This is a genomic window from Sorangium sp. So ce124 (assembly GCF_051525235.1).
Taxonomy (GTDB): Bacteria; Myxococcota_A; Polyangia; order Polyangiales; family Polyangiaceae; genus Sorangium; species Sorangium atrum.
Window position 1 is genome coordinate 12484309 of sequence record NZ_CP150312.1, and the last position, 24567, is coordinate 12508875.

Sequence of the window (24567 nt, forward strand, 5' to 3'; positions counted from 1 at the left end):
CGCGGTCGTCCGCCGCGCGCCTCCGCGTCAGCGCAGCCTGGGGTCGTAGTCGGCCGCGTCGGCGTCGTCGTCCTCCTTGGGGCGCACGACGACGACCGGGCACGGCGCGTTCCGCGCGATCCGATCGGCCGTCGAGCCGCCGAAGAGCCGCTGCAGGCGCGACTGAGGGTGCGTGGCCACGACGATGAGATCGGCGCTGAGCTCTCGGGCGAGCGAGACGATCGCCCTGTCCGGCCGGCCCGTTCGGAAGTGCATCGCCATCAGCCGGGCCTGGCCGTCCGCGAACCGGTGCTGGAGCACGCGGAGCGACGGCGGCGACGACGCGCCCGGCGTCGTCACGTCGCGCACTGCAGGGGCGACCTGCCGCGGGCCGACGACCACGGCGTGGATCTCCGTCTCGCCGCGGAGCGCGGCCAGATCGAAGGCGAAGCGCCACGCCCGCCCGCCCGGCTCGGACAGGTCCATCGCGACCACCACGATGTACGACTTCAGCCGGCGACCCGCGCGCACGCTCGCGCGGGCCGGCTCGCTCGCGGGCGCCGGCTCGCTCACGACAGCCGGCGCGCTCGCAGCGGCGGCAGCGCCGCCTACGCGCCCCGCCGGCTCGCGGCGCCCAGGCTCGGCCCGCGGGGCGGCCGGCGCCTGGCCGATGGCGCTCGGCTCGCTCGCCCCTGCGGGCAGCGTCTCTGGCGGCGCGTCGCCCGCCGCGTGCGGCGTGCGGGCGAACGACCTGCCCTGATCGGCGCGCGCAGGCGCCGGTGCTTCGGTTGGCATCGCGCCAACGTTTGCCGCGCGCCGCGCGTCCGCAAGCGCCCCGCCCGACGGCGCGGCCAGCGCGCGCCCGGACCTCCCGGGACCACTCCATCCTTGACGCACCCTCCAGACCTTCGCAGCGTCCCGCCCATGATCCCCCGCTACACTCCTGTTGAATTCGAAGAGCTCTGGTCGCCCGCCACCCGATTCTCGACCTGGCTAGAGGTGGAGCTCGCCGCCTGCGAGGCGATGGAGGCCGAAGGGCTCGTGCCCGCCGGCATCGCGGAGGGGATCCGCGCGAAGCAGCTGACGCTCGATCCGGTCCGGATCGATGCGATCGAGCGCACGGTCAAGCACGACGTCATCGCCTTCCTGACGCACGTCGAGGAGCTCGCGGGCGAGGGCGCGCGGTGGCTGCACCGGGGGATGACCTCGAGCGACGTGCTCGACACGAGCCTCGCGGTGCTGCTCGTCCGCGCGACGGACCTGCTCTCGGCGCGGCTCGACAAGCTCTGCAGCGCGCTCGCGCGGCGCGCGGACGAGCACCGGCGCACCCCGATGATCGGCAGGAGCCACGGCATCGCCGCCGAGCCGATCACGTTCGGCCTGGCGCTCGCCGGCCACCTCGCGGAGATGAAGCGCGGCAGGGCGCGCCTGCTCGCGGCGCGCCAGGCGATCGCGGTCGGGAAGATCGCCGGCGCCGTCGGGACGTACGCGCACCTGTCGCCGCGCATCGAGGAGCGCGCGCTCGCCGCCCTGGGCCTGCGCCCCGAGACGGTCTCGACGCAGGTCGTCGCGCGCGACCGCCACGCCGAGCTCTTCACCGCGCTCTCGCTCATCGCGGCGGGCATCGAGCGGCTCGCGACCAACGTGCGGCACTGGCAGCGCACCGAGGTCCGCGAGGCGGAGGAGCGCTTCACCGTGGGCCAGAAGGGATCGAGCGCGATGCCCCACAAGCGCAACCCCATCCTCAGCGAGAACCTGTGCGGCCTCGCGCGCGTCGTGCGCGCGGCCGTGATCCCGGCGCTCGAGAACGTGCCGCTGTGGCACGAGCGCGACATCTCGCACTCGTCGGTCGAGCGGATGATCGCGCCCGACGCGACCTCGACGCTCGGGTTCATGCTCGACCGCGCCGCCGGGCTCGTCGAGGGGCTCGTCGTCTACCCCGAGAAGCTGCGCGAGAACCTCGATCGCACGGGCGAGCTCTTCTTCAGCGAGGCGGTGCTCCTGGCGCTTGTCCAGAAGGGCAGGCCGCGGCAGGCGGCCTACGAGCTGGTGCAGCGCTGCGCGATGCGCGCGATCGCGGGCGAGGGGCGCTTCCGCGACAACCTCGCCGCCGACGCCGACGTCGCGGCGCTGCTCGCCCCGGACGAAATCGCGCGCTGCTTCGACCTCGACCACGCGCTCTCGCACGTGGACACGATCATCGATCGCGCGCTCCGCGACTGACCTGCGGCGTTGACCTGCGCGGGCCGGTTTGACAGGCTCGGCCCGTCATGGCCGCACCCGCACTCCCACCTGTCCGCTGGCGCCGGCTCGCGGTGCTCGCGCCGCTCGCGGCGCTCGCCGCCTGCAGCGGGAGCGCCTCGGCGCCGCCTTCGTCTCTTGGCGCGGCGCCCCCTCCGGCCGCGGCGCCCCCTCAGGCCGCGGCGAGCGCCGAGCCCGCGCGGCCGGCAGAGGCGCCGCGCGAGCCGTTCCCCGCGCTGCGCGATCGGATCCTGCGCGAGTGGGTCGCGGACGAGCCCGCCTTCGCGCGCTCGCGCGGGCTGCACGAGCAAGACGGCAAGGTCACCGACTACGCCGCCGCGGCGATAGAGCGGCGGCTCGCGCGCCTCGAGCGCGATCGCGCGGCGCTCGCCGCCGTCGACGCCGCGGCGCTCTCCCCGGACGAGGCGCTCGACCGCGCGCTGCTCCTCCAGCAGATCGACCTCAAGCTCTTCAACGGGAGGGACCTCGAGGAGTGGCGCCGGCGGCCGCAGTTCTACGGCGATCTGTTCGGCGTGAACCAGTACCTCGATCGCGCGTACGCGCCGCTGCCCGAGCGCGCGCGGCGCCTCCTCGAGCACGAGAAGGCGGCGCTGGCCCAGGCGCCGCGCATCCTCGAGAACCTCGCGAGCCCGATGCCGAAGCCGGTGATCGAGGTCGCCGTGAAGATCTTCCGGGGCTACGCCGAGTACCTGCGCGGCGACGTCGTCAAGCTGCTCAAGGGCGTGGGCGACCCCGCGTTCCAGGCCGATTTCGAGGAGACGAACGCCGCGCTCGCCGCCGCGGCGGAGAGGCTCGCCGAGCACCTCGCGAAGGTCGAGCTGCCGAAGGGCGACGCGAGCCACGTGCTCGGGGAGGCGCGCTACAGGAAGCTCCTTCTCGCACAGGAGGGGCTCTCGATGCCGCTCGCCGAGTTCAAGAAGATGGGCGAGGACGACCTCGCGGCGAACAAAGCGGCGTACCAGGAGCTCGCCAGGAAGGTGAAGGCCTCCCGGCCGAAGGCGGAGCAGCTCCTCGCCGAGGCGACGCGGATGATGGAGTCGGCGCGCAAGTTCATCGTCGACAAGGAGATCGTGAGCCTCCCGTCCGACGAGCGGGCGATCGTGAAGGAAACGCCGCCCTATATGCGCTGGAACGCCGCCTTCCTCGACGCGCCGGGGCCGTTCGATCGGAAGGGGCTCGAGGCGTTCTACTACATCACGAAGCCGGACCCCTCCTGGCCCCGCAAGGAGCAGGAGGAGTACGTGATGCTGCGGGGCACGCTGCTCTCGACGACCGTGCACGAGGTCTACCCGGGGCACTTCGTCCAGGGCCTGTGGGAGAGCCGGGCGCCGACGGACGCGCAGAAGATGTTCGGGAGCTACTCGTTCGTGGAGGGCTGGGCCCACTACGTCGAGCAGATGATGATCGAGCAAGGGTTCGGCAAGGAGGACCCGCAGAGTCGCCTCGGCCAGCTCGCGGACGCGCTGCTGCGCAACTGCCGGGTGGTCGTGTCGCTCGGGGTGCACGCCGAGGAAATGAGCCTCGACGAGGCCGAGCGCCGCTTCGTCGACGACTGCTTCCAGGACCGCGCGACGGCGCGGGAGCAGGCGGTGCGCGCGACGTTCGACCCCGGCTACTTCGCCTATACGCTCGGCAAGCTCGAGATCCTGAAGCTCCGCGAGGAGGCGAAGGCGGCCCTGGGCCCGGCGTTCTCGCTGCGCCGCTTCCACGACGCGCTCCTCTCGCACGGCTCGCCCCCGCTGCCGCTCGTCCGCGAGCGCGTGCTCGCCGAGCTCGGGGCGCCGGCGAAGAAACAGCCTTGACGAAGGCCTCGTTCTAGGGCGCCCAGCGCGTCGGGCGCGCCTTCAGCGTGCGCACGTCCATCGCGTCGCACCACGCCTCGAAGCGGTCGCGCGGCACGCCGCGGAAGCGCAGGTCGTCGAGGCCCTCCGCGAGCGGCACGTCGGTCCGGAGCGTCGCCAGCGTCCGGTAGAGCAGCGCGTCCTCCCGCTGCTCGACCAGCGCGCGCGCGATCCGGTCCGCGCCGCGCACCGCCACCGACCACGCGGCCGGGTCGTCCGGGATCCGCTCGAGGTGCCCGTACGCGCCGAGCAGCGCGGCCGCCGTCCGCTCGCCGATGCCCGCCAGGCCAGGGATGCCGTCGGCGTCGTCCCCCGTGAGCGCGAGGAAGTCCGGGATGCTCTCCGGCGCCACGCCCCGCGCGGCGCGCATCGCCGCCTCGTCGATGACCTTCTCCTTCCGGCGGTCGACCTGCACGACCCGATCGCCGGCGAGGCACTGCCCGAAGTCCTTGTCCGGGCTGAGGATGCGCACCTGCTCCACCGCGCCACGGAACCGCGCCGCCGCCGTCGCGAGCGCGTCGTCCGCCTCGAACGCGTCCATCGACCAGACGACGACGCCGAGCGCGCGCACCGCCTCCTCGACCGGATCGAACTGCCGGCGCAGCTCGGGATCCATCCCCTCGTCGCTCTTGTACCCGGCGAACAGGTCGTTCCTGAACGAGCGGATCGGGTTGTCGAACGCGACAGCGAGGTGCGTGACCTCCTCGTCCACGTGGTGCAGAAGCGCGAGGAGCGAGGCGACGACGCCCACCGTCGCCTTCGCGTCCCAGCCGCCGGGCGCGCGGTGCCCGGGCCGCTTGGAGTAGTGGGCGCGGAAGAGCTCGTAGGTGCCGTCGATGAGGTGCAGCCGCACGGTGGCTCCTCCCGCGGGCGCGCTAGACCGTCACGTCGGCCATGAAGATCGGCGGGGTGTGCAGGGCCAGGATCTCCGGCGCGGGCGGGGCCGACTGCTTCGCCATCCGGAGCGCCTCGTCCATCGTGCGCGCCGTCTCCCAGCCGAGCAGCTGCGGAATGTACTCGTTGTCGGCGCCGACCACGATCATCCGGCCGATGTGCTGCCGCCCCGCCTCGCCCCAGTACCACATGAAGAACGGGTGGGTCGGGTGGTACGCGTGCCCGAAGCGGTACATCTCGATGTACGCGGGGTTCTCCGAGAACTTCTTCTCGTACCGCTTGTGCAGCTCCATCGCGTCCCGCGTCTCCGGCAGGAGCCGGTGCACGAACTCGATGTACGGGGCGTGGTGCTCGTTGTCGAACAGGTCGGTGCAGGGGTGAAGGATGATCATCGTCCCCCCCTTCTTGAGCATCGGCGCGCCGCGGTAGAGGTTGAACAGGTACCCGTTCGCCATCACCTGCACGAGCAGCGGGTTCAGGAACGAGTTCACGTTGTACGGGCTGATGTACGGGATGCCCGTGATCAGGATGTCGGCCTGGCCCGTGACCGGGACGAGGTACTGGTCGAAGCTGCGCTTCAGCGTGTGCTCGTGGACGGCCTCCGTCTCGCCGGCGAACACCCCGGTCACCCCGAACGGCGACGGGACGCGCTGGAAGATCGCCTGGCGCGCGGGCTGCGGCACCTTGGAGAGCGTGAAGCGGAGGGCGCGCAGCGCGCTCTTCTCGCCAGCGCTGAGGTCGTCCTCGTTCTTCGCGAGGAACTCGAGCGGGCGATCGAACATGCGGTTGTTGATCGTCGTCTCGATCGTGAAGACGTTGAGCTTCTTGTTGGCCAGCCGGCCCATGCGCTCGACGCTCGTGTGCAGCGCGGAGCTCTTCGGATCCATGTACGAGTAGCAGTCGCGCATCACCCGCGGGTTGTGGTGCGCGCGCAGGCTCCGGTACCCGCACAGGCCGACGGCGACCGACTTGTGCCCGCCGTCCATCGGCACGAGGTTGAGGTTCACGTAGATCACGAGGTCGCTGTCGACCGCGCGCTTGTTGAGCTCGACCTCCTCGCCGACGTCGGTCGTGCCGACGTACTTCATGTTGGCGGCGTTCTCGGCGTCGTGGTTGTAGAGCCGCTTCGGCCAGTAGGCGTTGAAGATCCGGTCGCCGACGATGTGGCGGACCTCCCAGTCCTTCATGCGCCGGTGGACGCTCGTGGCGATGATGATCTCCACGTCGTCGACCCCGTAGTCGGCGAGCAGGTCGAGCACGATCGTGAGCACCCGCTCGCGGATGTCGGGGCGCTTCATCTGGGGCAGCGGCAGCGAGATGTCGTCCACCGCGATCGTGACCTTCATCCCCGGGCGGAGCTTCGCGTAGAGCGGCTCCGAGTTGTACGGGTGGTTGATCGCGTAGCGGATCGCGGCGTCGACGTCCTTCAGCGGCTCCAGGGGCGGCTTCGCGTAGAGCACCCGGGTGCCGGTGGGCAGGTCGACCTCGACCAGCTGGTCGCCTGAGAAGAGCACCCGGGGGGCGCTGCGGCTGTCTAGCGTGACGACGCAAGGATGGCTCATGGGACCTTCAGAGCAGGGGGTGCGACGTGTTGGGCTGGGGGTGGCCTCCCGCCGTCCGGGGGAGGCAGGGTCATGCGGCGAGGTGGAGGATCGGCCAGTGGTACGCCTGCGCGAGCATCTTGAGCTTGCGGTCCGGGTTCACCGCCGCCGGGTAGCCGACGACCGAGAGCATCGGGACGTCCGAGTAGCTGTCCGAGTAGGCGAAGCACTCGTCGAGGTCGTGCCCGTGCGCGTGGGCGTGCTCGCGGATGAGCCGCGCCTTCTCGGGCCCGGCCACCACCGGGCGCAGGAGCTTGCCCGTCGCGAACCGATCCTTCACCTCGAGGCGGTTCGCGATGATGCCCGTCGCGCCGAGGTGATCGGCGAGCAGCTGCATCAGGAAATCCAGCGCGCCGGAGACGAGGACGACGTCGTGGCCCTTGTCGAGGCTGCACTTCACGAGGTCCCGCGCCTTCGCGTAGATGGCCGGCTTGAGCACCTTCGCGAACGCCTCCTCCGCGAGCGCCACGAGGCGATCCTCGGAGACGCCCTCGAACGAGCTGAAGAGCAGCTCGTTGAAGAGGCGCCGATCCTGCAGCTCCGCCATCGCCATCCACGGCGCCTTCACGAGGGCGCGGCCGAGCTTCGCGAGGCTGTGCATCGGCGTCGGCTGGTTCAGCATGTAGAACACCGTCGGGTGCACGAGGTTCGTCGTGACCAGGGTGCCGTCTACGTCGAAGTAGCTCGCCGGCATGCGGGGCAAATCTCCCTGCATGCCGTTTGAGTCAAGATCGAGCTGCCGCGAACCGGTGTTCGCAGGCGATCGTCACGCCGCGTCGAGGTGCCACGCCGCGTCGACGTGCTCGCGCGGGCCGTCGACCATCACGCCGCGAACAGGCGCTCGTACCGGTCGTCGAGGTCGACGCCGCCGTCGGTGTCTCCCCGGTCCACCGGGTTGATCCCGCAGTACTCGACGCTCGCCAGGTGGCGCCAGCGCCCGGCGCGCTCGGGCTCGTCCGGCAGCACCGGCGTCGTGCAGGGGAAGCAGCCGATGGTGCGGAAGCCCATCCCGTGAAGCGGGTTCTCGATCGCGTCCTCGTGCGCGGCGAAGTACGCGTCGAGCTCCTCGCCGGTCAGCGACGCGAAGGGGTGGACGCGGAGCGTGTTGTTCGCGGGGTCGAGGCCGAACGGCGCGACCTTGGCGCGGGCGCCACCCTCGCCCCGCCGCAGCGCCGCGACGAGCGCGTCGTAGCGGCCCCGGATGGCGCTCAGCGGGGCCGATTTGCGGAGGTCGCAGCAGCGCTCCTGGCCCTCCTTCGAGAGGTAGAGCAGCCCTTCGTCGCGCGTCTGCTGCGCGAAGGTGCGCTCGGGCGAGAGCGTGACGACGCGCAGGTTCGGGTGGGTCCGCGCGAGCTCGTCGCGGGTGGCGAGCGTCTCGGCGTGGAGCACGCCGGTGTCGACGAAGACCACGTCGAAGGAGAGCCCGGCGCGGTCGGCCATGTGGCACAGCGCGGTCCCGGCGCGCTGCATGCTGCTCATGATGGCCGCGCGCGGGCCGAAGGACTCGCGGACGAAGCGGAGGAGCTCCACGGGTGACGCGCCCTGGAAGCGTCGGTTCAGCGGTTCGAGGTGTCGCTCGGTGATGCGCATGAGCGATGCATAGCAGAGCCCGTTTCCTTGATCCGGGTTGCCTTCGCCTGAGCTTGCGCGTAACTCCGCTGGCGAGGAATGATCAGCGTCCATCAAGCCTCAGAAGCGGGCGTGCTCGGCCATGACCTGCCGGAGCTCGAGCGCCGGCGCTTCCTGTTCGTGACCGGCAAGGGAGGCGTCGGGAAGACGACGATCTCGGGGGCCCTCGCCCTCGCCTTCGCGGCCCGCGGAAAGCGCGTGCTCGTCGCGATGTGCCACACGAAGGAGCGGCTCTCCGCCATCCTCGGCTCGAAGCCGATCGGCCCCGAGGTGATGCAGGTCGGCCAGCGCGTGTGGGCGGTGAACATCTCGCCGGACAGGGCCCTCCGGGAGTACGGCGAGATGGTCCTGAAGGTGCGCGCCGCGGCCGATCTCGTCTTCGACAACAAGTACACGCGCACCTTCTTCCGCGCGGTGCCCGGGCTGTTCGAGTGGGCGATGCTCGGCAAGGCGTGGTTCCACACGACGGAGCTGCTCCCGGACGGCTCCAACCGCTTCGACGTGGTCCTGCTCGACGCGCCCGCGACGGGGCACGGGGTGGACATGCTGCGGGTGCCGAAGGTGATCCTCGACGTGGCGCCGCCGGGCATCCTGCGCCGGGACGCCGAGGCGGCGTGGGCGATGTTCAGGGATCCCGCGCGGAGCGGGGTCGTCGTGGTGACGCTGCCGGAGGAGATGCCGGCCACGGAGACCGTCGAGCTCGTGGCGGAGGTCCGGGGCGACCTTGGCCTGCCCGTTCACCGGGTGATCATCAACGGCGTGCTGCCGGCGCTGTTCTCGCCCGAGGAGCAGCGGGCGCTCCTCGTCGACCCGGCGCGCCTCGACATCCAGGCGCCGGCGCGCGCCGCGGACACCGTCGAGAGCGCCTTCGTGGCCGGCGCGCGGCGGGCGATCCGCGAGTCGGTGCAGCGCGAGAGCCTGGCCCGCCTGCGCCGAGATCTCGACCTGCCCACCGTGATGCTGCCGTTCCTCTTCGACGAGGGCTCGACGGTCGCCGGCACGCGGATGCTGGCCGAGCGGCTCTGACGGAGGCCGATGCCGGCGGCCCTGCTGCGAGCGAGCCCGCTGCTCCGCGATGGACGCGCGCTGCTCGACGCCGATCGCCTCGTCCACGCGGGGGTCGCCGATCGGCGCGCGAGCTTCGAGCTCGCCTTCGCGGCGATGCCGCCCCACGCGGGCTTCCTCGTGGTCGCTGGCGTAGAGGCGGCGCTCGAGGCGCTCGCCGTGGACGGAGCGCGCTTCGACGCGGCGGCGGTCTCCGCGGCGCGCGCGGCGTGCGGCCTGAGCGACGCGCTCGAGGAGCGGCTCGCCGGCGCGCCGATCTCTGTCGACATCGACGCGATGCCCGACGGGACGATCGCCTTCCCGGGGACGCCCGTCGCCTCGGTGGAGGGGCCGTTCGTCGAGGCGCTGCTCGTGGGCGCGCTGCTCGTCCCGGCGCTCCGCCGCGGCACGGCCGTGGCGACGCGGGCCGCGCGGCTCCACATCGCGGCGGGCGGCGGCGACATCGTCGACGGGTCGTCGGCGGGCGCGCCGTTCGCCGACGAGGCGCTCGCGCTCGCCCGCGCGGCGCACGTGGGCGGCGCCGCCGCGACGACGAGCGCGCTCGCGGCCACGGCGCTCGGCATCCCGTTCCGCTGCGAGGCGGGGATCGACCTCGGCGAGCTCGCGCCGCCGCCGTCCCCGCTCGAGGGCAGCTGGCCCTGGTACGCCGATCGGATGGTCGACCTCGGGGGCCAAGACGAGGAGGCGCTGCTCCTCGAGGCGAGGCGCGTGGGCGCGAGCGCGGGCGGCTGGGTCGCGTCGGGGCTCGCGGAGGCCGCCGAGGGGCTGCCGGCGGCGCGCTGCGAGCTCGTGGCGCTCGAGGAGTCGGGCGCGTGGGCGCTCCGGCAGGGCACGAGCGATCGCGGCGACGTGATCGCGGGGCGGAAGATGGTGGCGCGCTACTACGACGAGGCGGGGCGCGCGGCCTTCGACGTGATCCACCTCGCGCACGAGCGGATGCTGGCGCCGCGCGCGCTCGGGGCCGCGAGGCTCGCCCCGCTCGCGCGCGCGGCGATGCGCGGCGGGCGCGCGCTGGAGTCGCCCGAGCCGGCGAGCGCCGGGCGCGAGCGCTCCCTGGCGGCGCGCCAGCTGCTGCCGGACGCGGTCGCGCTCCTGCGCGCGCCGGCGAGGTACCCGGTGCAGTTCTCGCCGGCGCTGATCGCGCTGCGGGAGCCGGATCCGCCGGGGGTGCTGCGGTAGTTTCCTGGTGAGCTCGAGCTCTCGCTGAGCTGACCGGCCCGCAGGGACGGAGCTCGTCGCCGGAGGTGTGGATGGGTGTCGCGGCCATCAGCGCGCGAATCGCCGCAACGTCGCCTATCCCCATCAGCAACTCGACGCTGGTGCTTCACCGCCCTGCCGCGCCTCGTCGACATGGGCGTTCGCCGGCCTGGCCGACTACTCGGAGACCTTGATCAGCAGCTTTCCGATCTTGTTCGGCTGGAAGAGCATCGCGAGCGCATCCGGGGCGTTCTCGAGGCCTTCCACCACGCGCTCGCGCCAGGTGATCTTGCCCTCCTTGATCCAGCCGTAGATCTTCTCGAAGGCCTCGGGGAAGCGCGCTTGATGATCGAGGATGACGAAGCCTTGCACCCGGAGCCGCTGCATCAGGATGAGCGGGAAGCGCACAGGGCCCGGGCGGGGCTGCTTGTCGTTGTAGGTCGAGATGAGGCCACAGAGCGTGACCCTGCCGAAGAGGTTCATCTTGTCGAGCACGGTGTCGAGGATGTCGCCGCCCACGTTCTCGAAATCGATGTCGACACCATTCGGACACGCGCGGGCGAGCGCCGCCGCGACATCCTCGGTGCGGTAATTGATGCAGGCGTCGAAGCCGAGCTCCTCGGTCACATAGCGGCACCCGGCGTCGCTGCCGGCGATGCCCACCACGCGACAGCCGGCGATCTTGCCCATCTGGCCGACCAGGGAGCCCACGGAGCCGGCGGCGGCGGACACGACGATGGTCTCGCCGGGCCTCGGCTGCGCGATATCGAAGAGGCCGACGTAAGCGGTGAAGCCGCCGGTGATGTGAAGGGGGCAGAGGAAGGCGCCGAGCGGGACGTCCAGCGCGGGCAAGCGCGTGAGGGCGAGTTCGCCTGGAGCCGCGACGTTGTAGTCCTGCCAGCCGAGGAGGCCGGACACGAGGTCTCCCGCGTTATAGTCGGGGTGACGGGAGCGCTCGACGACGCCGACGCCGACCGCGCGCATCACCTCGCCCTGGTTCACGGGCGGCATGTACTGCTTCATGTCGCTCATCCAGAGCCGGTTCGTCGGGTCGACGGACAGGTAGCGTGTGCGGACGAGGACTTCGCCATCGCCAGGCTCACGGACCGGAGCCTCGCGGAGCTCGAAATGGCTGCGGTCCGGCGGGCCCTCGGGGCGCGCCTTCAGGGTGTAGCGGCGGTTGGAGAGGGACGAGGTGCTCATCACACGAAGCTAGACGCCCGGAGGCTCCACCGGAAGGTGCAACCCGACCCGGCGGAAGGCGGGCTCGGGTACGTGCCCGGCGCGTCCTGCTCCTGAAGTCGGGCGCTTGGAGCCCGCGCTGGGCCCGCATAGCGTATCGAGACCTCTCCGATGGATCCCCGCGCGCACGATCGCCCCATCCGGCTCGACGTCGATCGCCTCGCCGTCCCCGGGGTGATCGGCGTCCGCGCTCGGGCGAGCCTCTCGTTCGGAGGCGCGCTCCACGTGGCGCTCGGGCCCGACGCGGGCTTTCCGGAGTTCCAGCAGCTCGATGACTGGAAGTCCGACCTCTCGCTCGTCGACGCGCGCGCCCTCGCACCCCAGCTGCGGGCGGAGGCCGGGATCCAGCTGCCGGAGGAGCGCCTCGCGGAGATCGAGGCGCTCGATCGCGAGATGGCGGCGCTCGACGTCCCGCCGCTGAGCGATCCCCGAGAGCTCGACGCCCTCTCCCTGTCGAGGCGCGCCCGGCTGCAAGCGCTCGACGCCGCCCAGCGTCGCGTGCTCGAGGCGCGCGGGGCGCCGTTCTGGGTCGCGGGGTATACGCGCCACTCGGACACCCTCTGGGCGCACCGGATCGGCGGGCCCGCGCCGTTTCAGGCATGGGTATCCCGCCATGATACGGAGTGTCGCGCCGCGGAGGCCGCGGGGGAGCCGCCCGGCTGGATGGGCCGCGCCCGCTTCTTCGATCTCTGCCGGACGCTCTGGGCCGATCGGGCGCTCCGCGCGCTGACCGGAGGGGCGGTGAGCGAGCCAGGGCTGCTCTTCGGGCGGCGACGCGCGGCGGGGTGGGATTGCGGGGAGATGGTGGAGGACGAGATCGCGCGCGCCGGGCTCGACGCGGCCGCGGCGATTGCGGCCGGAGCAGAGGAGGTGACGCTCCCGCTGCACGGGCCGGCGCGGCGCGTGCGAATACGTGCGTTCGAGATGCAGGTGTGGTCGATTCACCCGCTCGACGCGCCGAGCGAAGGGCCGTGGCCGACGCGCCTGATCGAGGTGCCGGCCGAGGACGTGTGGGTGCCAGTGGAGGGCTGAATTCGCAACCCAGCGATTCAGTCGACGTGATGTAGAGAAGGTCCGCCGCTGCGGCTCACATGTCGAGCAAGAGCTGCGTCAGGATGTAGTTCGTGACGAGCACGGTGACGCAGCTCTCGACGACCGCGCGCGTGGTCGCGACGCCGACGCCGCGCGCGCCGCCGGAGGCGTAGAAGCCGTGGCGGCACGAGATCGACGAGACGATGAAGCCGAAGACGCACGCCTTGATGAGCCCCATGGAGATGTCCTTGGGGAGGGCGAAGTCGCGGATGCTCTGGAAGAACGCGCCCGCGTCGCCGCCGAGCCAGAGCACGGCCACGAGGTACGAGCCGCACATGCCGACGCTCGTGTACAGGATGCAGAGCAGCGGCAGCATCACCGTCGCGGCGAAGAGCCGCGGCGAGAGCAGGTACTGCACGGGGCTCACGCCCATCGTCGCGATCGCGTCGATCTGCTCGGTGACGCGCATGTTGCCGAGCTCAGCGGCCATGGCGCTGCCGGCGCGGGCGGTGACCATGATCGCGGAGAAGACCGGCGCGAGCTCGCGGGCCAGCGAGACCGCGACGAGGCCGCCGACGCGGCCCTCGGCGCTGAACGCGCGCAGCGCGTAGGACGTCTGCAGCGTCACGACCATGCCGCTGAAGACGCCGGTCAGGCCGACGATGAAGACCGACTGCGCGCCCATGAAGTCCATCGCCGCGAGGAACTGGGCGGGGCGGAACGGCGGGCGCACGAGCCAGACGATCGTCTGGAAGGTGAGCGTGACGATGTTGCCGATGTTGTCGAGGAACGCGAGGACCGGCTCCAGCGCCCTGTTGAGCAGCTGGCCGTGGCTGGTCTCAGCGCCTTCTTTCACGGTGCGCTCTTGTACCACGCAATGCCGCCGCGGACGGGATCGGGCTCGCGATGGCCCTGCGCGCCCGCTCGCCCGCGCTGCGACGTGCGCTTCGCGCCGGCGTGTGGATCGAGCCGCCGGTCGAGCCTGCCCGAAGGCGCAGCGGTCCCCCGCTCGTCCTCGCCAGGCTCCGGCCGTTCGATGCGCTTCACGCAGCGCCTGGCCCGGCTCCCCGCGATCCGACGGGGCCGCGCCGCAGCTCGTCATCGAGCGCCGCGAGCACCTCGCCGCTCCGAACGCCCGTCGCCCTGATCTCGGCGGCGCGGCCGGGCGCGGCCGGGTCCTCCGGCGCGGCGAGGTGGATCTGGAGCGCGTCGCCACCGAGCGCCTCAACGAACGGCTCGCCCCACTCCACCACGACGAGCGCGCCCTCGGCGCGGCGCTCGCGCAGCCCGAGCTGGGCGAGCTCCGCGGCGGCGTCGTCGCGCGCGCCCTCCGCGGAGGACGCGCCCCCGAGGCGGTAGGCGTCCGCGTGCGCGATGGGGACCCGGCCCTCGTGCTCGTGGATCAGCGTGAACGTCGGGCTGGTGATCGGGAGCGCCGGCGGGACGCCGAGCGCCCGGCACAGGGCGCGGGCGAAGAACGTCTTCCCGGCGCCGAGATCGCCGGCGAGGACGACCAGATCGCCGCCCGCGAGGCGCCCGGCGAGCGCTCGCGCCAGGCGGATGGTGCTGCGGCGGCTCGGCAGCTCGATGCGCATGCGTCAGAACCGGGCCCCGGCGCCGAGCGTCGCGCCGACGAGCAACAGGGAGCCGCCCCCCGTGGGAACCCACCGGAGGTTGCCGAGCTGGGCCTCGAGCTGCACCGAGGGGCTCAGCGCGAGCGCGACGTCGAGCGACGCCCCGAGCACCGGGTGGACCTCGAGGTCGCCGTGGTACGTCGTGAGATCAGGGCCCACGGCGCCGGCGCCGGACCTGAAGAACGCGCCCGCGCGGAGCGACGGGCCGAGGTGGAGCGGGAACGCGCGCCACGCGCCCTCGTGCGGCGTCAGGCTGGGCGTCAGCAGCAGGCGCGCGCCGCCCTCGATCCAGGCGGCGAACGGGCCGGCCAGGTTGCCGCCGCCGCCGGCGAACAGCTCGAGCCCGCGGTCGCCGGGCGCATAGGCCACGCGCGCCTCTCCGACCAGCGAGGCCGCGCTGCCGCTCGCGCCCGGGAGGCGCGCCGCCGCGACGGCCAGCCCGAGCGACGCGGACACGGCGACCCGGCGCCCGCCCGTGTACGCGGGCCACACGCGCTCCGGCCCGAGCGGATACGCCATCAGCACCTCCTTCGCGGGCGGCGCGGGCGGCGGCGCGGGCACCGGGGGCAGCACGATCGTCCCTCCCGCGGCCGGAGGCGGGGGCGCGCTCGCCGGAGCGGAGCGCGCGGCGCGCTCCCAGGGGAGCTCGCCGACGCCGATGCCCTCCGGGCGGAGCAGGACCGCCAGCATCTCCTGCGTCTGCCGGGCCTCTTTACCCCGGTCGACCTCCCTGGCGACCGACTCGACCCGGCCCGTCGAGGCGAGGTACGCGGTGAGCTCGATCCGGGTGGTCGTGACCGCAGGATCGACGGTGCCGGTCAGGACCCAGTCCGCGCCCGTCCGCGCGCTCACGGCGCGGTACTCGTCCGCGCTGTCGGCGACGCCATCGACGACGTCCTTGAGCGCGGCCGCGACCGCGCCGTCCGGCGCCGTTGTGTGGCCGAGGGCGGCGAGCCCGCGCGCGACCTCGGCCTGGGCGGCGCTCCGTGCGGCCTCGTCGGTGCCCCCGCGTGTGGGGAGCAACGCCACCCGATCGGCGAGCGCGGCGGGGGCGATCGCCAGGAGCGCGGCGGCGGTGGCACAGGAGAGGGCTCGGCGAATCATGCGGCGCCATGCTACGCCCGCCGGCAGGCCGGAGCAGCCCCGGGGCGACGCGCCGGCACGGTCTCCACGCTGTGCCTCGCGCGTCGTCCCCTGCGATGACCGGGCACGGGCCGGGTGAGTCGCCTCGTTCACCGCCTCGTTCACCGCGCTTTCGCCCCGCTCATCGCGCTTTCCCGCTCTCGCGGTGGCCGATCACCCGCGGCAGCACGCGCCGCCCGCCGAAGCCGTCCGCCGACGTCGTCCAGAGCTCCGCCGTCGCGGTGCTCATGGCGCTCACCGCAGCGAGGCGCCGCGCCTTCACCTCCGCCGGGTCCTCGGTGCCCGTCTTCGGCAGCCGCTGCACGCCGGCCCAGGCGAGCACGCCGGCGTCGCGCCCGAGCGCCGCCCAGAAGCTCGGCGGCGACGGATGGGTGGCGAGCCACGCCGCGAGCGCGGCCGCCGCGCCCGAGGAAGGCGTCGCCCTGGGATCGCCCGCGCCCGGCGGAGGCTGCGCGCCGGAGGGCGCCGCGAGAAGCGGGAAGAGCCCCGCCGTCGCGACGAGCGATCCCGGCGGCGGCGCGATGGCCGTCTCGAAGGCGAGCGCGATCGTCACCGAGCGGGGAGCCGCGCGGAGCGCCTGCTCCGCGCAGCGCGCGTCGCCGGCGAGGACAATCCCCCGGATGGCCGGCGGCCGGAGGGCGCGCGCGTCGAAGGGCCCGTCGCAGGGGAGCGCGAGCGCGATGCCGTGCTCGGCCAGCGGCGCGGCCCCGGCAGCGCCCGCCGGCGAGGCCCCGGCAACGCCCGGCGGCGCGGCCCCGGCGGCGCCCGCCGGCGCGGGGGCCGCGTCCTTCCGGACATCGGCATCGCCGCCCACGAGCGCCACCGGCTTCGCGCCCCGCTCCGCGAGCGCGGCGGCGAGCACCTCGATGCTCCTCGCGGGCTCCTCGCCCACGACGAAGACGAACGCGCCGTCAAGCGCCGCCGGCTCCGGCGGGTGGACGAGCAGCACCGGGATCGCGTGCGTCCGCGCGAACTTCGCCGCCTCGGTCGCCTGCTCCCGATCGGAGCCGGCGATGAGCACCGCGGCGCCCTCGGCGGTGAGGCTGTTCAGCGCCTCGTCCACGCTGCCCTCGCCGCCGTCGTCGCGGCTCACGAGCCGCGCGTCCGAGCCCGGCCGGAGCAGCCCGAGCCCGTGCGCCACGCCGGCGGCGATCTCGACTCCGCGGCGGCGGGACGCGGGCGTGCGCGTCGACAGCAGCAGGCCGACCGTGGGCGGCTCGACGCGCGCGGCATCCGCGCCGGCCGCGAGCTCGAAGATCGCGTCGCGCTGGGCGCCGAGCGCCGCGTCGGCCCGATCGATCAGCTCCTTCGCGAGCGCCACGTCGCGGCGCTCGCGGGCGACGATCGCGAGGCGCTCGGCGACCAGCGAGCGCAGGTCGACATCCGGGCTCACGACCTCTCCGGTCGCCTGCCCGGCGCGGAGCGCTCGGACGAGGTGATCGATCGGCACCTCGCGCAGCTGCGCCCCGATCTGCGCCCGGACGGCGGCACGCCGGTCGTCGTCGGCCTCGCGCAGCCAGACGCTCATCAGCTCGATCGCCTGCGTCCACGCGTTCGCCTCCATCGCGGCCGTGGTGACCTCCTCGTTGAGGAGCTCGCGCACGTACGGGTCGATCATCTTGCTCACCAGCGGGCGCAGCACCCCGAAGGCGGGCCTCGGCTTGCCGGCCCGCCGGAGCGCCGCGCCGCGGATCACGCGCGCGAGATCGCCGATCGCGCTCCGCCCCGCCGCCTCGACCTCGGCCGCGAGCGCCTCGGCGCGGCGGAGGTCCCCGCGCTCCAGGGCGATCCACGCGAGGTGGACGGTCGCGACGCGCGCGAGGTCGTCGGAGGCGTGGCGCCCCCGGAAGGCGAGGAGCTCCGGCTCGAGCGCGACGCGCTCCGCGCGCGCGCCGTTCGCGAAGCGCGAGAGGAGGGGGCGCAGCTCGGCCTGGGCCGCGGGCGACCCGGCCAGCGCCGGGCTCACCGGCGCTCCGCCGTCCTGCGCGCCGCAGCCCGCGCCGGCGGTCGCGGCGGCGAGCGCGAGCAGGGCCGCGGCCGCGATCGCGGCCACGCGGGAGTGAAGTGGCCGACGTCGCCGGGCGGCGCGGCGACGCGGGTTAGCCGCTACGCCGCCGCTCGACGCGCCAAAGGCAGCGGAAAACCGGCCGGAACTGTCGACTGCGTTCACCTTGACGTCACCCGGGGCATCCCATACACCCGCCGCGCCCGCCTTCCATCGAGGTCAGCGTGTCCGAGGCAACCCCCGCGAGATCGCTCTTTCACGAGAGCCGCCGGTCCTTTCTCCTGCGCAAGCTGCATTCTCTCACCGGCGCCCTCCCCGTGGGCGGTTTCCTGCTCTTCCATTTCTGGACGAACGCGAAGGCGCTCCAGGGGCAGGAGCGGTTCGACGCGGCCGTCGCCGATATCTCGCACATGCCGTACCTGCCCGTGCTCGAGATCGGGCTCGTCGTGCTGCCGCTCGCGTTCCACGCCCTCTACGGGGTCAAGCTGGTGCTCGAGGGCAAGCCGAACGTCGGCAGCTACACGTTCTCGCGCAACTGGATGTACACGCTGCAGCGGGTCACGGGGGTGCTCGCCTTCGCGTTCATCGCGTTCCACCTCTGGTCGTACTGGGCGCAGAAGTGGCTGGGCCGGATGGCGCCCGAGGAGTTCTACCCGCGGCTGTGCGCCGACATGGCGTCGACGGTGGGCGGCGTCCCGGTGATCGCGCTCGTCTACCTCTTCGGCATCGCGGCGAGCGTGTTCCACTTCGCCAACGGCCTCTGGGGCTTCTGCTTCTCGTGGGGGATCACCGTGTCGCGCCGGGCGCAGCGGATGGCCGCGGTGGTCTTCGGCGCCGTGGGCCTCGTGGTCTTCCTGTTCGGCGCCAACACGGTGATCTATTTCGCCACCGGCGCGCCGTTCCCCGGGACGCCGGGCCCGTCCGCGGAGGGGGGCCGCACCTGCGCGGACATCGCGTCGTCGTCGACCGGTTCCACCGGCGCCCCCGCGCGCGCGGCCATCGGCGCCGGCGTGGGCGCGCCGGCCTCGCACTGACCATCGTATCGGCCGCGCCCTTCCGGGGAGCGGCGCGGGAGCATCGGGATCGAACATGGCCGCGAAGAGCACGACGAGGAGCGAGGGGGGGAAGGTTCGGCGCGTGATCGTCGTCGGGGGCGGGCTCGCCGGCCTGATGACGGTGATCAAGCTGTGCGAGGCGAAGGTCCCTGTCGACCTGATCTCCCTCGTGCCGGTGAAGCGCTCGCACTCGGTGTGCGCGCAGGGCGGCATCAACGCCTCGGTGAACACCAAGGGCGAGGGCGACAGCCCCCAGGTGCACCTCGAGGAGACGGCCTACGGCGGCGATTTCCTCGCGAACCAGCCGCCCGTCAAGGGCATGGCCGAGGCCGCGCCGGGCATCGTGAACATGCTCGATCGCATGGGCGTGCCGTTCAACCGGACGCCGGAGGGCCTGCTCGACTTCCGCCGCTTCGGCGGCACGCTGTACCACCGCACGGCGTTCGCCGGCGCGACGACGGGGCAGCAGCTGCTCTACGCGCTCGACGAGCAGGTGCGGCGGTTCGAGCTCGCCGACGTGACCGACGAGCACGGCGTGGCGATCCCGGGCGAGAAGATGGTCCGGAAGTTCGAGTTCTGGGACTTCCTCGAGGCGATCCTCGACGACTCCGGCACGTGCGTGGGCTGCGTCGCGCAGGACCTGAAATCGATGCAGATCCGCGCCTTCACGGGCGACGCGGTCGTGCTCGCGACGGGCGGCTGCGGCATCGTCTTCGGCCGCTCCACGCTGAGCGTGATCTGCACGGGGACGGCGGCGTCGGCGGTCTACCAGCAGGGCGCTGTGTACGCGAACGGCGAGTTCATCCAGGTGCACCCGACGGCGATCCCGGGCGCCGACAAGCTGCGGCTCATCTCGGAGAGCGCGCGCGGCGAGGGCGGCCGCGTCTGGGTGCCGAAGGACAAGAGCGACGCGAGGAGCCCGCGGGACATCCCCGAGAAGGAGCGCGACTACCTCCTCGAGCGGATGTACCCCGGCTACGGCAACCTCGTCCCCCGCGACATCGCCGCGCGCGCGATCTTCAAGACGTGCTTCCACGAGGGGCGCGGCATCTGGAACCCCGCGACGGGCCGCAACGAGAACGAGGTCTACCTCGACCTGACCCACAAGGACGAGAAGTTCCTCCGGTCGAAGCTCGCGGGCATCCTCGAGATCTACGAGAAGTTCGCGGGCACCGACCCGTACAAGAACCCGATGAAGGTCTTCCCGGCGGTCCATTATTCGATGGGCGGCCTGTGGGTCGACTACGAGGCGGACGCGCGGGGCTCGCTCAAGGCCGGGTCGCCGCGCAACCACGCGACGAGCATCCCGGGCCTCTACGCGGTGGGCGAGGTGGACTACCAGTACCACGGGGCCAACCGGCTCGGCGCCAACTCGCTGCTCTCGTGCATCTACGGCGGCATGGTGTGCGGGCCGGCGGTGGCGACCTATCAGCGGAGCATCAGGCGGAGCGCGCTCGATCTGCCGCGCTCGATCTTCGACAAGGCCGAGAAGCGCGCCGAGGCGAGCTACCAGCGCATCCTGACGCAGAACCAGGACGCGAAGCAGCCGGAGAACGCGTACCGGCTGCACCAGGAGCTCGGCGAGACGATGCTGCGCGACTGCACGATCGAGCGCGACAACGCCACGCTCGACCGGGTGCTCGAGAAGCTCGGCGAGCTCGAGGAGCGGGCGGGGCGGATCAAGTGCACGGACACGGCCCCGCGGGTGAACCAGGGGGCGCAATTCGTGCGCCACCTCGAGAACATGCTGGTGCTCGCGCGGGTCATCGCGCAGGGCGCGAGGAACCGCGACGAGTCGCGCGGGGCGCACTACAAGCCGGAGTTCCCGGCCCGGAACGACGCCGCGTGGATGCGCACGACGCTGGCGCGCCACGAGGAGAAGGGCGCGGTGAAGTTCGTCCGCGAGTTCGACTACGCGTGCGCCGGCCAGTCGATCCACGTGACGGACGCGGTGGACACGTCGCTCGTGACGCCGCGGGAGCGCAAGTACGAGCAGGCGGGCGCGGCGAGCGCAGCGAGCGCCGCGAACTCCGCGAACGTCGCGAACGTCGCGAACGTCGCGAACGTCCAGACGACGACAGGGAAGCTGTCGCAGAAGAGCGTGTAGGATGGCCAAGGCGAGCGGAGACGAGGCGAACGGGGCGGCGGCGCCGGCGCAGCCGAAGGGCGAGGGCCGGCTTGTGCACCTGCGCGTGCGGCGGCAGGACACCGCGGACCGGACGGAGTCGCGGCGCTGGGAGGAGTTCAAGGTCCCCTACCTGCCGCAGATGAACGTGATCAGCGCGCTGCAGCAGATCCAGAAGGATCCGCGGACCGTGGACGGCAAGGAGGTGGCTCCTGTCGTCTGGGAGGCGGTGTGTCTGGAGGAGGTCTGCGGCTCGTGCACGATGGTGATCAACGGTCGAGTCCGACAGGCCTGCTCGGCGCTCATCGACCAGATCGCGCCGAAGGGCGAGGTGATCACGCTGGAGCCGATGTCCAAGTTCCCGCTCGTGCGCGACCTGCTCGTCGACCGGAGCCGGATGTTCGAGGACATGAAGCGCGTGCGGGCGTGGATTGACATCGACGGCACGCACGAGCTCGGCCCGGGCCCGCGCGAGTCGCCGGAGCGGCAGCAGGAGCGGTATCCGCTCTCCCGCTGCATGACGTGCGGCTGCTGCGTCGAGGCGTGCCCGCAGTACAACGACGGGACGAAGTTCGTCGGCGCCTTCGCCATCAACCTGGTGCGGCTCTACAACATGCACCCTTCGGGGGCGATGCACGAGGGCGAGCGCCTCGAGTCGGTGATGAGCGAGGGTGGGATCACCGATTGCGGCAAGTCGCAGAACTGCGTCGAGGTGTGCCCGAAGGAGATCCCGCTCGTCGACTCGCTCGCGGCCGTCTCCCGCGACACGACGAAGCGCATGCTGTTCGGCTGGCTGCTGAAGTAGGGGCGCCCGATCTACGGAAACAGCGACCCCGTCGCGAGCCCGAGCCCGTTCCCGAGCCCCATCTGCAGCGCGTCCGGCGTGCGCGGCCGCGCCAGCTTGTCCATGCGCATCCCGAGGACGTGCGTGATCAGCGTGCAGGCCTGGTGCGCCCGCGCCGTCGCCTCGCACCCCATCCAGGCGCCGAGCGGCTCCCGCTCGCCGTCGTCGGCGTAGCGGATCACCGCGCCGCCCTCGGCGACCGTGATCCAGGCGTTCGCCTGGCGCGGCAGCGAGGCGTGCAGCACGCCGACCTGGCCCAGCGGATCGTCGTTCGGGCCCGTGACCCGGCCGTCCGGCTCGAGCAGCGCCACCGGCTCGGCCTCCAGGCCGAACACGCGCCCGCCGCGATCGACGCTGAGCTGGTGCTCGCCGTTCACGAGGATCTTGCCGTCCGGCATGATGTCGACCGTGAGGTCGGCGAGCGCCCAGCGCGCGCGGGGGATGTCGAGCAGCGCGCCGCCGCGCACCCAGTTGGCCGGGGGCACCGGGGCGCACGCCGCGAGCAGCGAGAGCGGTACGACGAGAGCGAGGCGTCGCATCCGCCGAGCATACCGCAAGGAGGCGCGGCGCGTGGCCGTCGGGCCAGGGCGGCCCTGCTCGTTCTGGAGGATGGAAGCGCGGCGCGTGGGCCGGCTGGCCAGGGCGGCCTTACACCTTCTCGGTCCCGGTCGTGCCGAGCAGCCCCGTCGGCTTCACGAGGAGCACCCCGATCAGCACCGCGAACACAAGGACGTCCTGCAAGCCGGAGTAGGGCGTGAGCTTCGTCATCTCTCCGATGATCCCGATCAGCATGCCCCCGAGCATGGCGCCCGTGATGTTGCCGATGCCGCCGATGACCGCCGCTACGAACGCGCGGTTGCCGATCACGACGCCCATCGTGGGGTACACCTGCGACTGATCGAGGCAGTACAGCACCGCGCCCACCGCCGCGAGCATCGAGCCCGTGAGGAACGTGAGCGCGATGATGCGGCTCGTGCGGACGCCCATCAGCCGGGCGGCCTCCACGTTCACGCTGAGCGCGCGCATCGCCTTGCCCGTCCAGGTGCGCCGCACGAGCAGCTCCAGGCCGATCATCACGAGGATCGAGGTGACGAAGATCACCTGCCGCGTGTGCTCGATCGGCAGGAGCTGCGGATAGCCGCGGTAGCGGGCGGTGAAGAGGAGCTGCGCCAGGTTCTGGAGGAGCACGCTCATCCCGAGTGCCGTCACCAGCGGCGTGATCCGGGTGTTCGCGAGGCCCCGCCCCCGTGAGCGGAGCGGCGCGTAAGCCACCTTCTCGACAATGACCCCGAGGACGCCCGCGAAGGCCATCGCGCAGAGGGTGCCGGCCACGCCCGCGAACAGCGGCGCGCTGTTGCCGCCGAACGCCGCGATCCCGAAGAGCCCGGCGAAGGCGCCCATCATGAAGATCTCGCTATGAGCGAAGTTGATGAGCTTGAGGATGCCGTAAACCATCGTGTAGCCGAGGGCGACCAGCGCGATCATCGACCCCTGGGCGAGCCCTGTGATCAGGGCATTCACGATCTTCTCCATGGAGACCTCTTTGACGCACGTTCCGCGCGTTCCGCACGCTCAAGTCAGCGCGCGGGACAGCAGGCGGGAACGACCGCTACGGCTTCGCAGCCTTCTCGTTGACCGTTGCGTAGTAGGTAAATTGCTTGTCCTTGATCCGGACGATGACGACCGGCTTGTTCGCGTTGCGCTCCGCATCGATGCTGATGACGCCCGTCGCGCCCTGGAACCCCTTGGTGTCCTGGATGGCCGCCCGGATGTCGTCCGGCGTCATCTCCTTCGCGCGCCCCATCGCGTCGGCGAGCAGCCTGGCCGCGTCGTAGGCCTGGGCCGCGATGCTCGACGGCGTGCGGTTGTACCGCTCCTTGTACTTCTTCACGAAGGCCTGCGAGTTGGGCCAGGGGACGTCCGGCGCGTAGTGGTTCGTGAAGTACGCGCCGTCGAGCTCCTCGGCGGCGTCGCGCAGGAGCTCGTTCGCGTCCCACCCGTCGCTGCCGACGAACATGCTCCCTGGTACGCCCGCGGCCTTGGCCTGCCGCGCGACCGGGGCCATGCTCGTGTAGTAGATCGGCGCGTAGATCATCTCCGGGTTCGCCGACTTGAGCTCGTTGATGTACGTCGTGAAGTTGGTCTCCTTCTTGAGGAAGCTCTTCTCCATGACGACCTCGCCGCCCAGGCGCTTCACCTCGTCGCGGAACTCCTTGGCGAGGCCCGACGAGTAGAGGTCGTCGGAGGCGAAGAAGAGCCCCACCTTCTTCTTGCCGAGCGTGTTCACGATGAACTGCGCGCCCATCTGGCCCTGCACGTCGTCCGTGAAGCAGGCGCGGAACACGAACGGGCCGACCTTCGTCACGTCCGGGTTCGTGGAGGACGGCGTGATCATCGGCACCTTCTTCTTGTTGGCGACGATGCCGCCGGCGCGCGACCGCGACGAGGCGACCTCGCCGAGGAGGGCCAGCACGTGATCCCGATCGATCAGCTGCAGGACCTTGTTGGTCGCCTCCTCGGGCTTCGACTTGTTGTCCTCGTAGAGGACGTGGATCGGCTTGCCCTTGACCCCACCGGCCTTGTTGATCTCGTCGATCGCGAGATCGATAGCCTCCTTCGAGTCGACGCCGAACGCCGTCTCCTCCCCCGAGAGGCTGAAGTAAGCGCCGACCTTCCACTCGGCGTCGTCCTTGGCGTGCTGGGCCGCGTTGTCGGCGGAACCCTCGCTCTTCTTGTCACAACCGAGCGTCATCGCGCTGAGCGCGAGCGCCCCGGCGATCATCTTCACCAAACCCCGTCGTCCGAGCATGTCGTCGTCCTCCCTGTCGCCGGGCTGCCTCGCGTGGGTCGCCCGCGCTGGCCATGGCCGCCCACGCAGCGGCTCAGAGCGCGTGTACTCACCGCGTCTACCATTGTCTACGCGGCACGTCAGCACCGTCGGGCCGCGGCGCGGTCGGCGTGGAGCATCTTAAGTGTTCGATTTTCCACGGATTCCGGCGACCGAGCCCGGCGTCGTGGC

21 protein-coding genes are annotated in these 24567 nt (G+C 72.2%); 8 read left to right on the forward strand and 13 right to left on the reverse strand.

Annotated features, from left to right (window positions below; genetic code table 11):
- Positions 1 to 27 precede the first annotated feature (27 nt).
- Complete coding sequence (locus tag WMF19_RS46755) at positions 28 to 774, reverse strand: universal stress protein (RefSeq protein ID WP_437896261.1); 747 nt, start codon at positions 772 to 774, stop codon at positions 28 to 30.
- 129 nt (positions 775 to 903) lie between these two features.
- Between WMF19_RS46755 and purB the strand changes: the two genes are divergently transcribed.
- Both purB and WMF19_RS46765 read left to right on the forward strand, forming a co-directional pair.
- A complete protein-coding gene (gene purB, locus WMF19_RS46760) occupies positions 904 to 2202 on the forward strand; it encodes an adenylosuccinate lyase (RefSeq protein ID WP_437896262.1) in 1299 nt (432 codons plus the stop codon).
- A gap of 47 nt (positions 2203 to 2249) precedes the next feature.
- Complete coding sequence (locus WMF19_RS46765; RefSeq protein WP_437896263.1) at positions 2250 to 4043, forward strand: DUF885 domain-containing protein; 1794 nt, start codon at positions 2250 to 2252, stop codon at positions 4041 to 4043.
- A gap of 13 nt (positions 4044 to 4056) precedes the next feature.
- Here the strand turns inward: WMF19_RS46765 and WMF19_RS46770 are convergent, their stop codons facing one another.
- From WMF19_RS46770 to WMF19_RS46785, 4 genes are all read right to left on the reverse strand, one after another.
- On the reverse strand, positions 4057 to 4935 hold the full coding sequence (locus WMF19_RS46770) for a 5'-3' exonuclease (protein ID WP_437896264.1): 879 nt from the start codon (positions 4933 to 4935) through the stop codon (positions 4057 to 4059).
- 22 nt (positions 4936 to 4957) lie between these two features.
- Positions 4958 to 6538: a lactate racemase domain-containing protein gene (locus tag WMF19_RS46775; protein ID WP_437896265.1), complete on the reverse strand. Its 1581-nt coding sequence runs from the start codon at positions 6536 to 6538 to the stop codon at positions 4958 to 4960.
- Positions 6539 to 6608: 70 nt separating this feature from the next.
- Positions 6609 to 7271 (reverse strand): HAD family hydrolase, encoded by a 663-nt coding sequence (locus WMF19_RS46780; protein ID WP_437896266.1) that lies wholly within the window; start codon positions 7269 to 7271, stop codon positions 6609 to 6611.
- Between the two features lie 128 nt (positions 7272 to 7399).
- A complete protein-coding gene (locus WMF19_RS46785; protein ID WP_437796588.1) occupies positions 7400 to 8167 on the reverse strand; it encodes a phosphoadenylyl-sulfate reductase in 768 nt (255 codons plus the stop codon).
- 111 nt (positions 8168 to 8278) lie between these two features.
- Here WMF19_RS46785 and WMF19_RS46790 point away from each other — a divergent pair, with 111 nt between their 5' ends.
- On the forward strand, positions 8279 to 9232 hold the full coding sequence (locus WMF19_RS46790) for an ArsA family ATPase (protein WP_437896267.1): 954 nt from the start codon (positions 8279 to 8281) through the stop codon (positions 9230 to 9232).
- 9 nt (positions 9233 to 9241) lie between these two features.
- Positions 9242 to 10450 carry a hypothetical protein gene (locus WMF19_RS46795; RefSeq protein ID WP_437896268.1) on the forward strand — a complete coding sequence of 403 codons (1209 nt, stop codon included), beginning with the start codon at positions 9242 to 9244 and terminating at the stop codon, positions 10448 to 10450.
- A gap of 195 nt (positions 10451 to 10645) precedes the next feature.
- On the opposite strand, the gene WMF19_RS46800 is transcribed toward WMF19_RS46795, so the two are convergent.
- Positions 10646 to 11671 (reverse strand): NADP-dependent oxidoreductase, encoded by a 1026-nt coding sequence (locus WMF19_RS46800; protein ID WP_437896269.1) that lies wholly within the window; start codon positions 11669 to 11671, stop codon positions 10646 to 10648.
- 150 nt (positions 11672 to 11821) lie between these two features.
- Between WMF19_RS46800 and WMF19_RS46805 the strand changes: the two genes are divergently transcribed.
- Positions 11822 to 12742, forward strand: a complete 921-nt coding sequence (locus tag WMF19_RS46805; RefSeq protein ID WP_437896270.1) for a hypothetical protein — start codon at positions 11822 to 11824, stop codon at positions 12740 to 12742.
- A 55-nt stretch (positions 12743 to 12797) separates the two neighbouring features.
- On the opposite strand, the gene WMF19_RS46810 is transcribed toward WMF19_RS46805, so the two are convergent.
- From WMF19_RS46810 to WMF19_RS46825, 4 genes are all read right to left on the reverse strand, one after another.
- Complete coding sequence (locus WMF19_RS46810; RefSeq protein ID WP_272101832.1) at positions 12798 to 13598, reverse strand: MlaE family ABC transporter permease; 801 nt, start codon at positions 13596 to 13598, stop codon at positions 12798 to 12800.
- Positions 13599 to 13785: 187 nt separating this feature from the next.
- Positions 13786 to 14337, reverse strand: coding sequence for a tRNA (adenosine(37)-N6)-threonylcarbamoyltransferase complex ATPase subunit type 1 TsaE (tsaE, locus tag WMF19_RS46815; protein ID WP_437896271.1), 552 nt, complete (start codon positions 14335 to 14337; stop codon positions 13786 to 13788).
- A gap of 3 nt (positions 14338 to 14340) precedes the next feature.
- Positions 14341 to 15480 (reverse strand): hypothetical protein, encoded by a 1140-nt coding sequence (locus tag WMF19_RS46820; protein WP_437896272.1) that lies wholly within the window; start codon positions 15478 to 15480, stop codon positions 14341 to 14343.
- A gap of 160 nt (positions 15481 to 15640) precedes the next feature.
- Entirely contained in the window at positions 15641 to 17572 is a 1932-nt protein-coding gene (locus tag WMF19_RS46825; protein WP_437896273.1) for a hypothetical protein, read from the reverse strand.
- A gap of 176 nt (positions 17573 to 17748) precedes the next feature.
- Here WMF19_RS46825 and WMF19_RS46830 point away from each other — a divergent pair, with 176 nt between their 5' ends.
- The 3 genes from WMF19_RS46830 to sdhB are packed head-to-tail and all read left to right on the forward strand — an operon-like array spanning position 17749 to position 21509.
- On the forward strand, positions 17749 to 18558 hold the full coding sequence (locus tag WMF19_RS46830; RefSeq protein ID WP_437896274.1) for a succinate dehydrogenase: 810 nt from the start codon (positions 17749 to 17751) through the stop codon (positions 18556 to 18558).
- Positions 18559 to 18613: 55 nt separating this feature from the next.
- On the forward strand, positions 18614 to 20686 hold the full coding sequence (gene sdhA / locus WMF19_RS46835; RefSeq protein ID WP_437896275.1) for a succinate dehydrogenase flavoprotein subunit: 2073 nt from the start codon (positions 18614 to 18616) through the stop codon (positions 20684 to 20686).
- A gap of 1 nt (position 20687) precedes the next feature.
- A complete protein-coding gene (gene sdhB, locus WMF19_RS46840; RefSeq protein WP_437896276.1) occupies positions 20688 to 21509 on the forward strand; it encodes a succinate dehydrogenase iron-sulfur subunit in 822 nt (273 codons plus the stop codon).
- Between the two features lie 11 nt (positions 21510 to 21520).
- On the opposite strand, the gene WMF19_RS46845 is transcribed toward sdhB, so the two are convergent.
- The 3 genes from WMF19_RS46845 to WMF19_RS46855 all read right to left on the reverse strand — a co-directional run bounded on the left by WMF19_RS46845 (position 21521) and on the right by WMF19_RS46855 (position 24357).
- On the reverse strand, positions 21521 to 22087 hold the full coding sequence (locus tag WMF19_RS46845) for a hypothetical protein (protein ID WP_437896277.1): 567 nt from the start codon (positions 22085 to 22087) through the stop codon (positions 21521 to 21523).
- Between the two features lie 109 nt (positions 22088 to 22196).
- Positions 22197 to 23081: a branched-chain amino acid ABC transporter permease gene (locus WMF19_RS46850; RefSeq protein ID WP_437896278.1), complete on the reverse strand. Its 885-nt coding sequence runs from the start codon at positions 23079 to 23081 to the stop codon at positions 22197 to 22199.
- Between the two features lie 76 nt (positions 23082 to 23157).
- Positions 23158 to 24357 (reverse strand): ABC transporter substrate-binding protein, encoded by a 1200-nt coding sequence (locus tag WMF19_RS46855; protein WP_437896279.1) that lies wholly within the window; start codon positions 24355 to 24357, stop codon positions 23158 to 23160.
- Positions 24358 to 24567 lie beyond the last annotated feature (210 nt).

What these genes read in the sequence shown, in the direction of transcription:
- WMF19_RS46755 (WP_437896261.1), bottom strand. Translation starts at nt 774, where the DNA reads ATGCCAACCGAAGCACCGGCGCCTGCGCGCGCCGATCAGGGCAGGTCG.
- purB (WP_437896262.1), top strand. Translation starts at nt 904, where the DNA reads ATGATCCCCCGCTACACTCCTGTTGAATTCGAAGAGCTCTGGTCGCCC.
- WMF19_RS46765 (WP_437896263.1), top strand. Translation starts at nt 2,250, where the DNA reads ATGGCCGCACCCGCACTCCCACCTGTCCGCTGGCGCCGGCTCGCGGTG.
- WMF19_RS46775 (WP_437896265.1), bottom strand. Translation starts at nt 6,538, where the DNA reads ATGAGCCATCCTTGCGTCGTCACGCTAGACAGCCGCAGCGCCCCCCGG.
- WMF19_RS46780 (WP_437896266.1), bottom strand. Translation starts at nt 7,271, where the DNA reads ATGCCGGCGAGCTACTTCGACGTAGACGGCACCCTGGTCACGACGAAC.
- WMF19_RS46785 (WP_437796588.1), bottom strand. Translation starts at nt 8,167, where the DNA reads ATGCGCATCACCGAGCGACACCTCGAACCGCTGAACCGACGCTTCCAG.
- WMF19_RS46795 (WP_437896268.1), top strand. Translation starts at nt 9,242, where the DNA reads ATGCCGGCGGCCCTGCTGCGAGCGAGCCCGCTGCTCCGCGATGGACGC.
- WMF19_RS46800 (WP_437896269.1), bottom strand. Translation starts at nt 11,671, where the DNA reads ATGAGCACCTCGTCCCTCTCCAACCGCCGCTACACCCTGAAGGCGCGC.
- WMF19_RS46805 (WP_437896270.1), top strand. Translation starts at nt 11,822, where the DNA reads ATGGATCCCCGCGCGCACGATCGCCCCATCCGGCTCGACGTCGATCGC.
- tsaE (WP_437896271.1), bottom strand. Translation starts at nt 14,337, where the DNA reads ATGCGCATCGAGCTGCCGAGCCGCCGCAGCACCATCCGCCTGGCGCGA.
- WMF19_RS46820 (WP_437896272.1), bottom strand. Translation starts at nt 15,480, where the DNA reads ATGATTCGCCGAGCCCTCTCCTGTGCCACCGCCGCCGCGCTCCTGGCG.
- sdhA (WP_437896275.1), top strand. Translation starts at nt 18,614, where the DNA reads ATGGCCGCGAAGAGCACGACGAGGAGCGAGGGGGGGAAGGTTCGGCGC.
- sdhB (WP_437896276.1), top strand. Translation starts at nt 20,688, where the DNA reads ATGGCCAAGGCGAGCGGAGACGAGGCGAACGGGGCGGCGGCGCCGGCG.
- WMF19_RS46845 (WP_437896277.1), bottom strand. Translation starts at nt 22,087, where the DNA reads ATGCGACGCCTCGCTCTCGTCGTACCGCTCTCGCTGCTCGCGGCGTGC.
- WMF19_RS46850 (WP_437896278.1), bottom strand. Translation starts at nt 23,081, where the DNA reads ATGGAGAAGATCGTGAATGCCCTGATCACAGGGCTCGCCCAGGGGTCG.
- WMF19_RS46855 (WP_437896279.1), bottom strand. Translation starts at nt 24,357, where the DNA reads ATGCTCGGACGACGGGGTTTGGTGAAGATGATCGCCGGGGCGCTCGCG.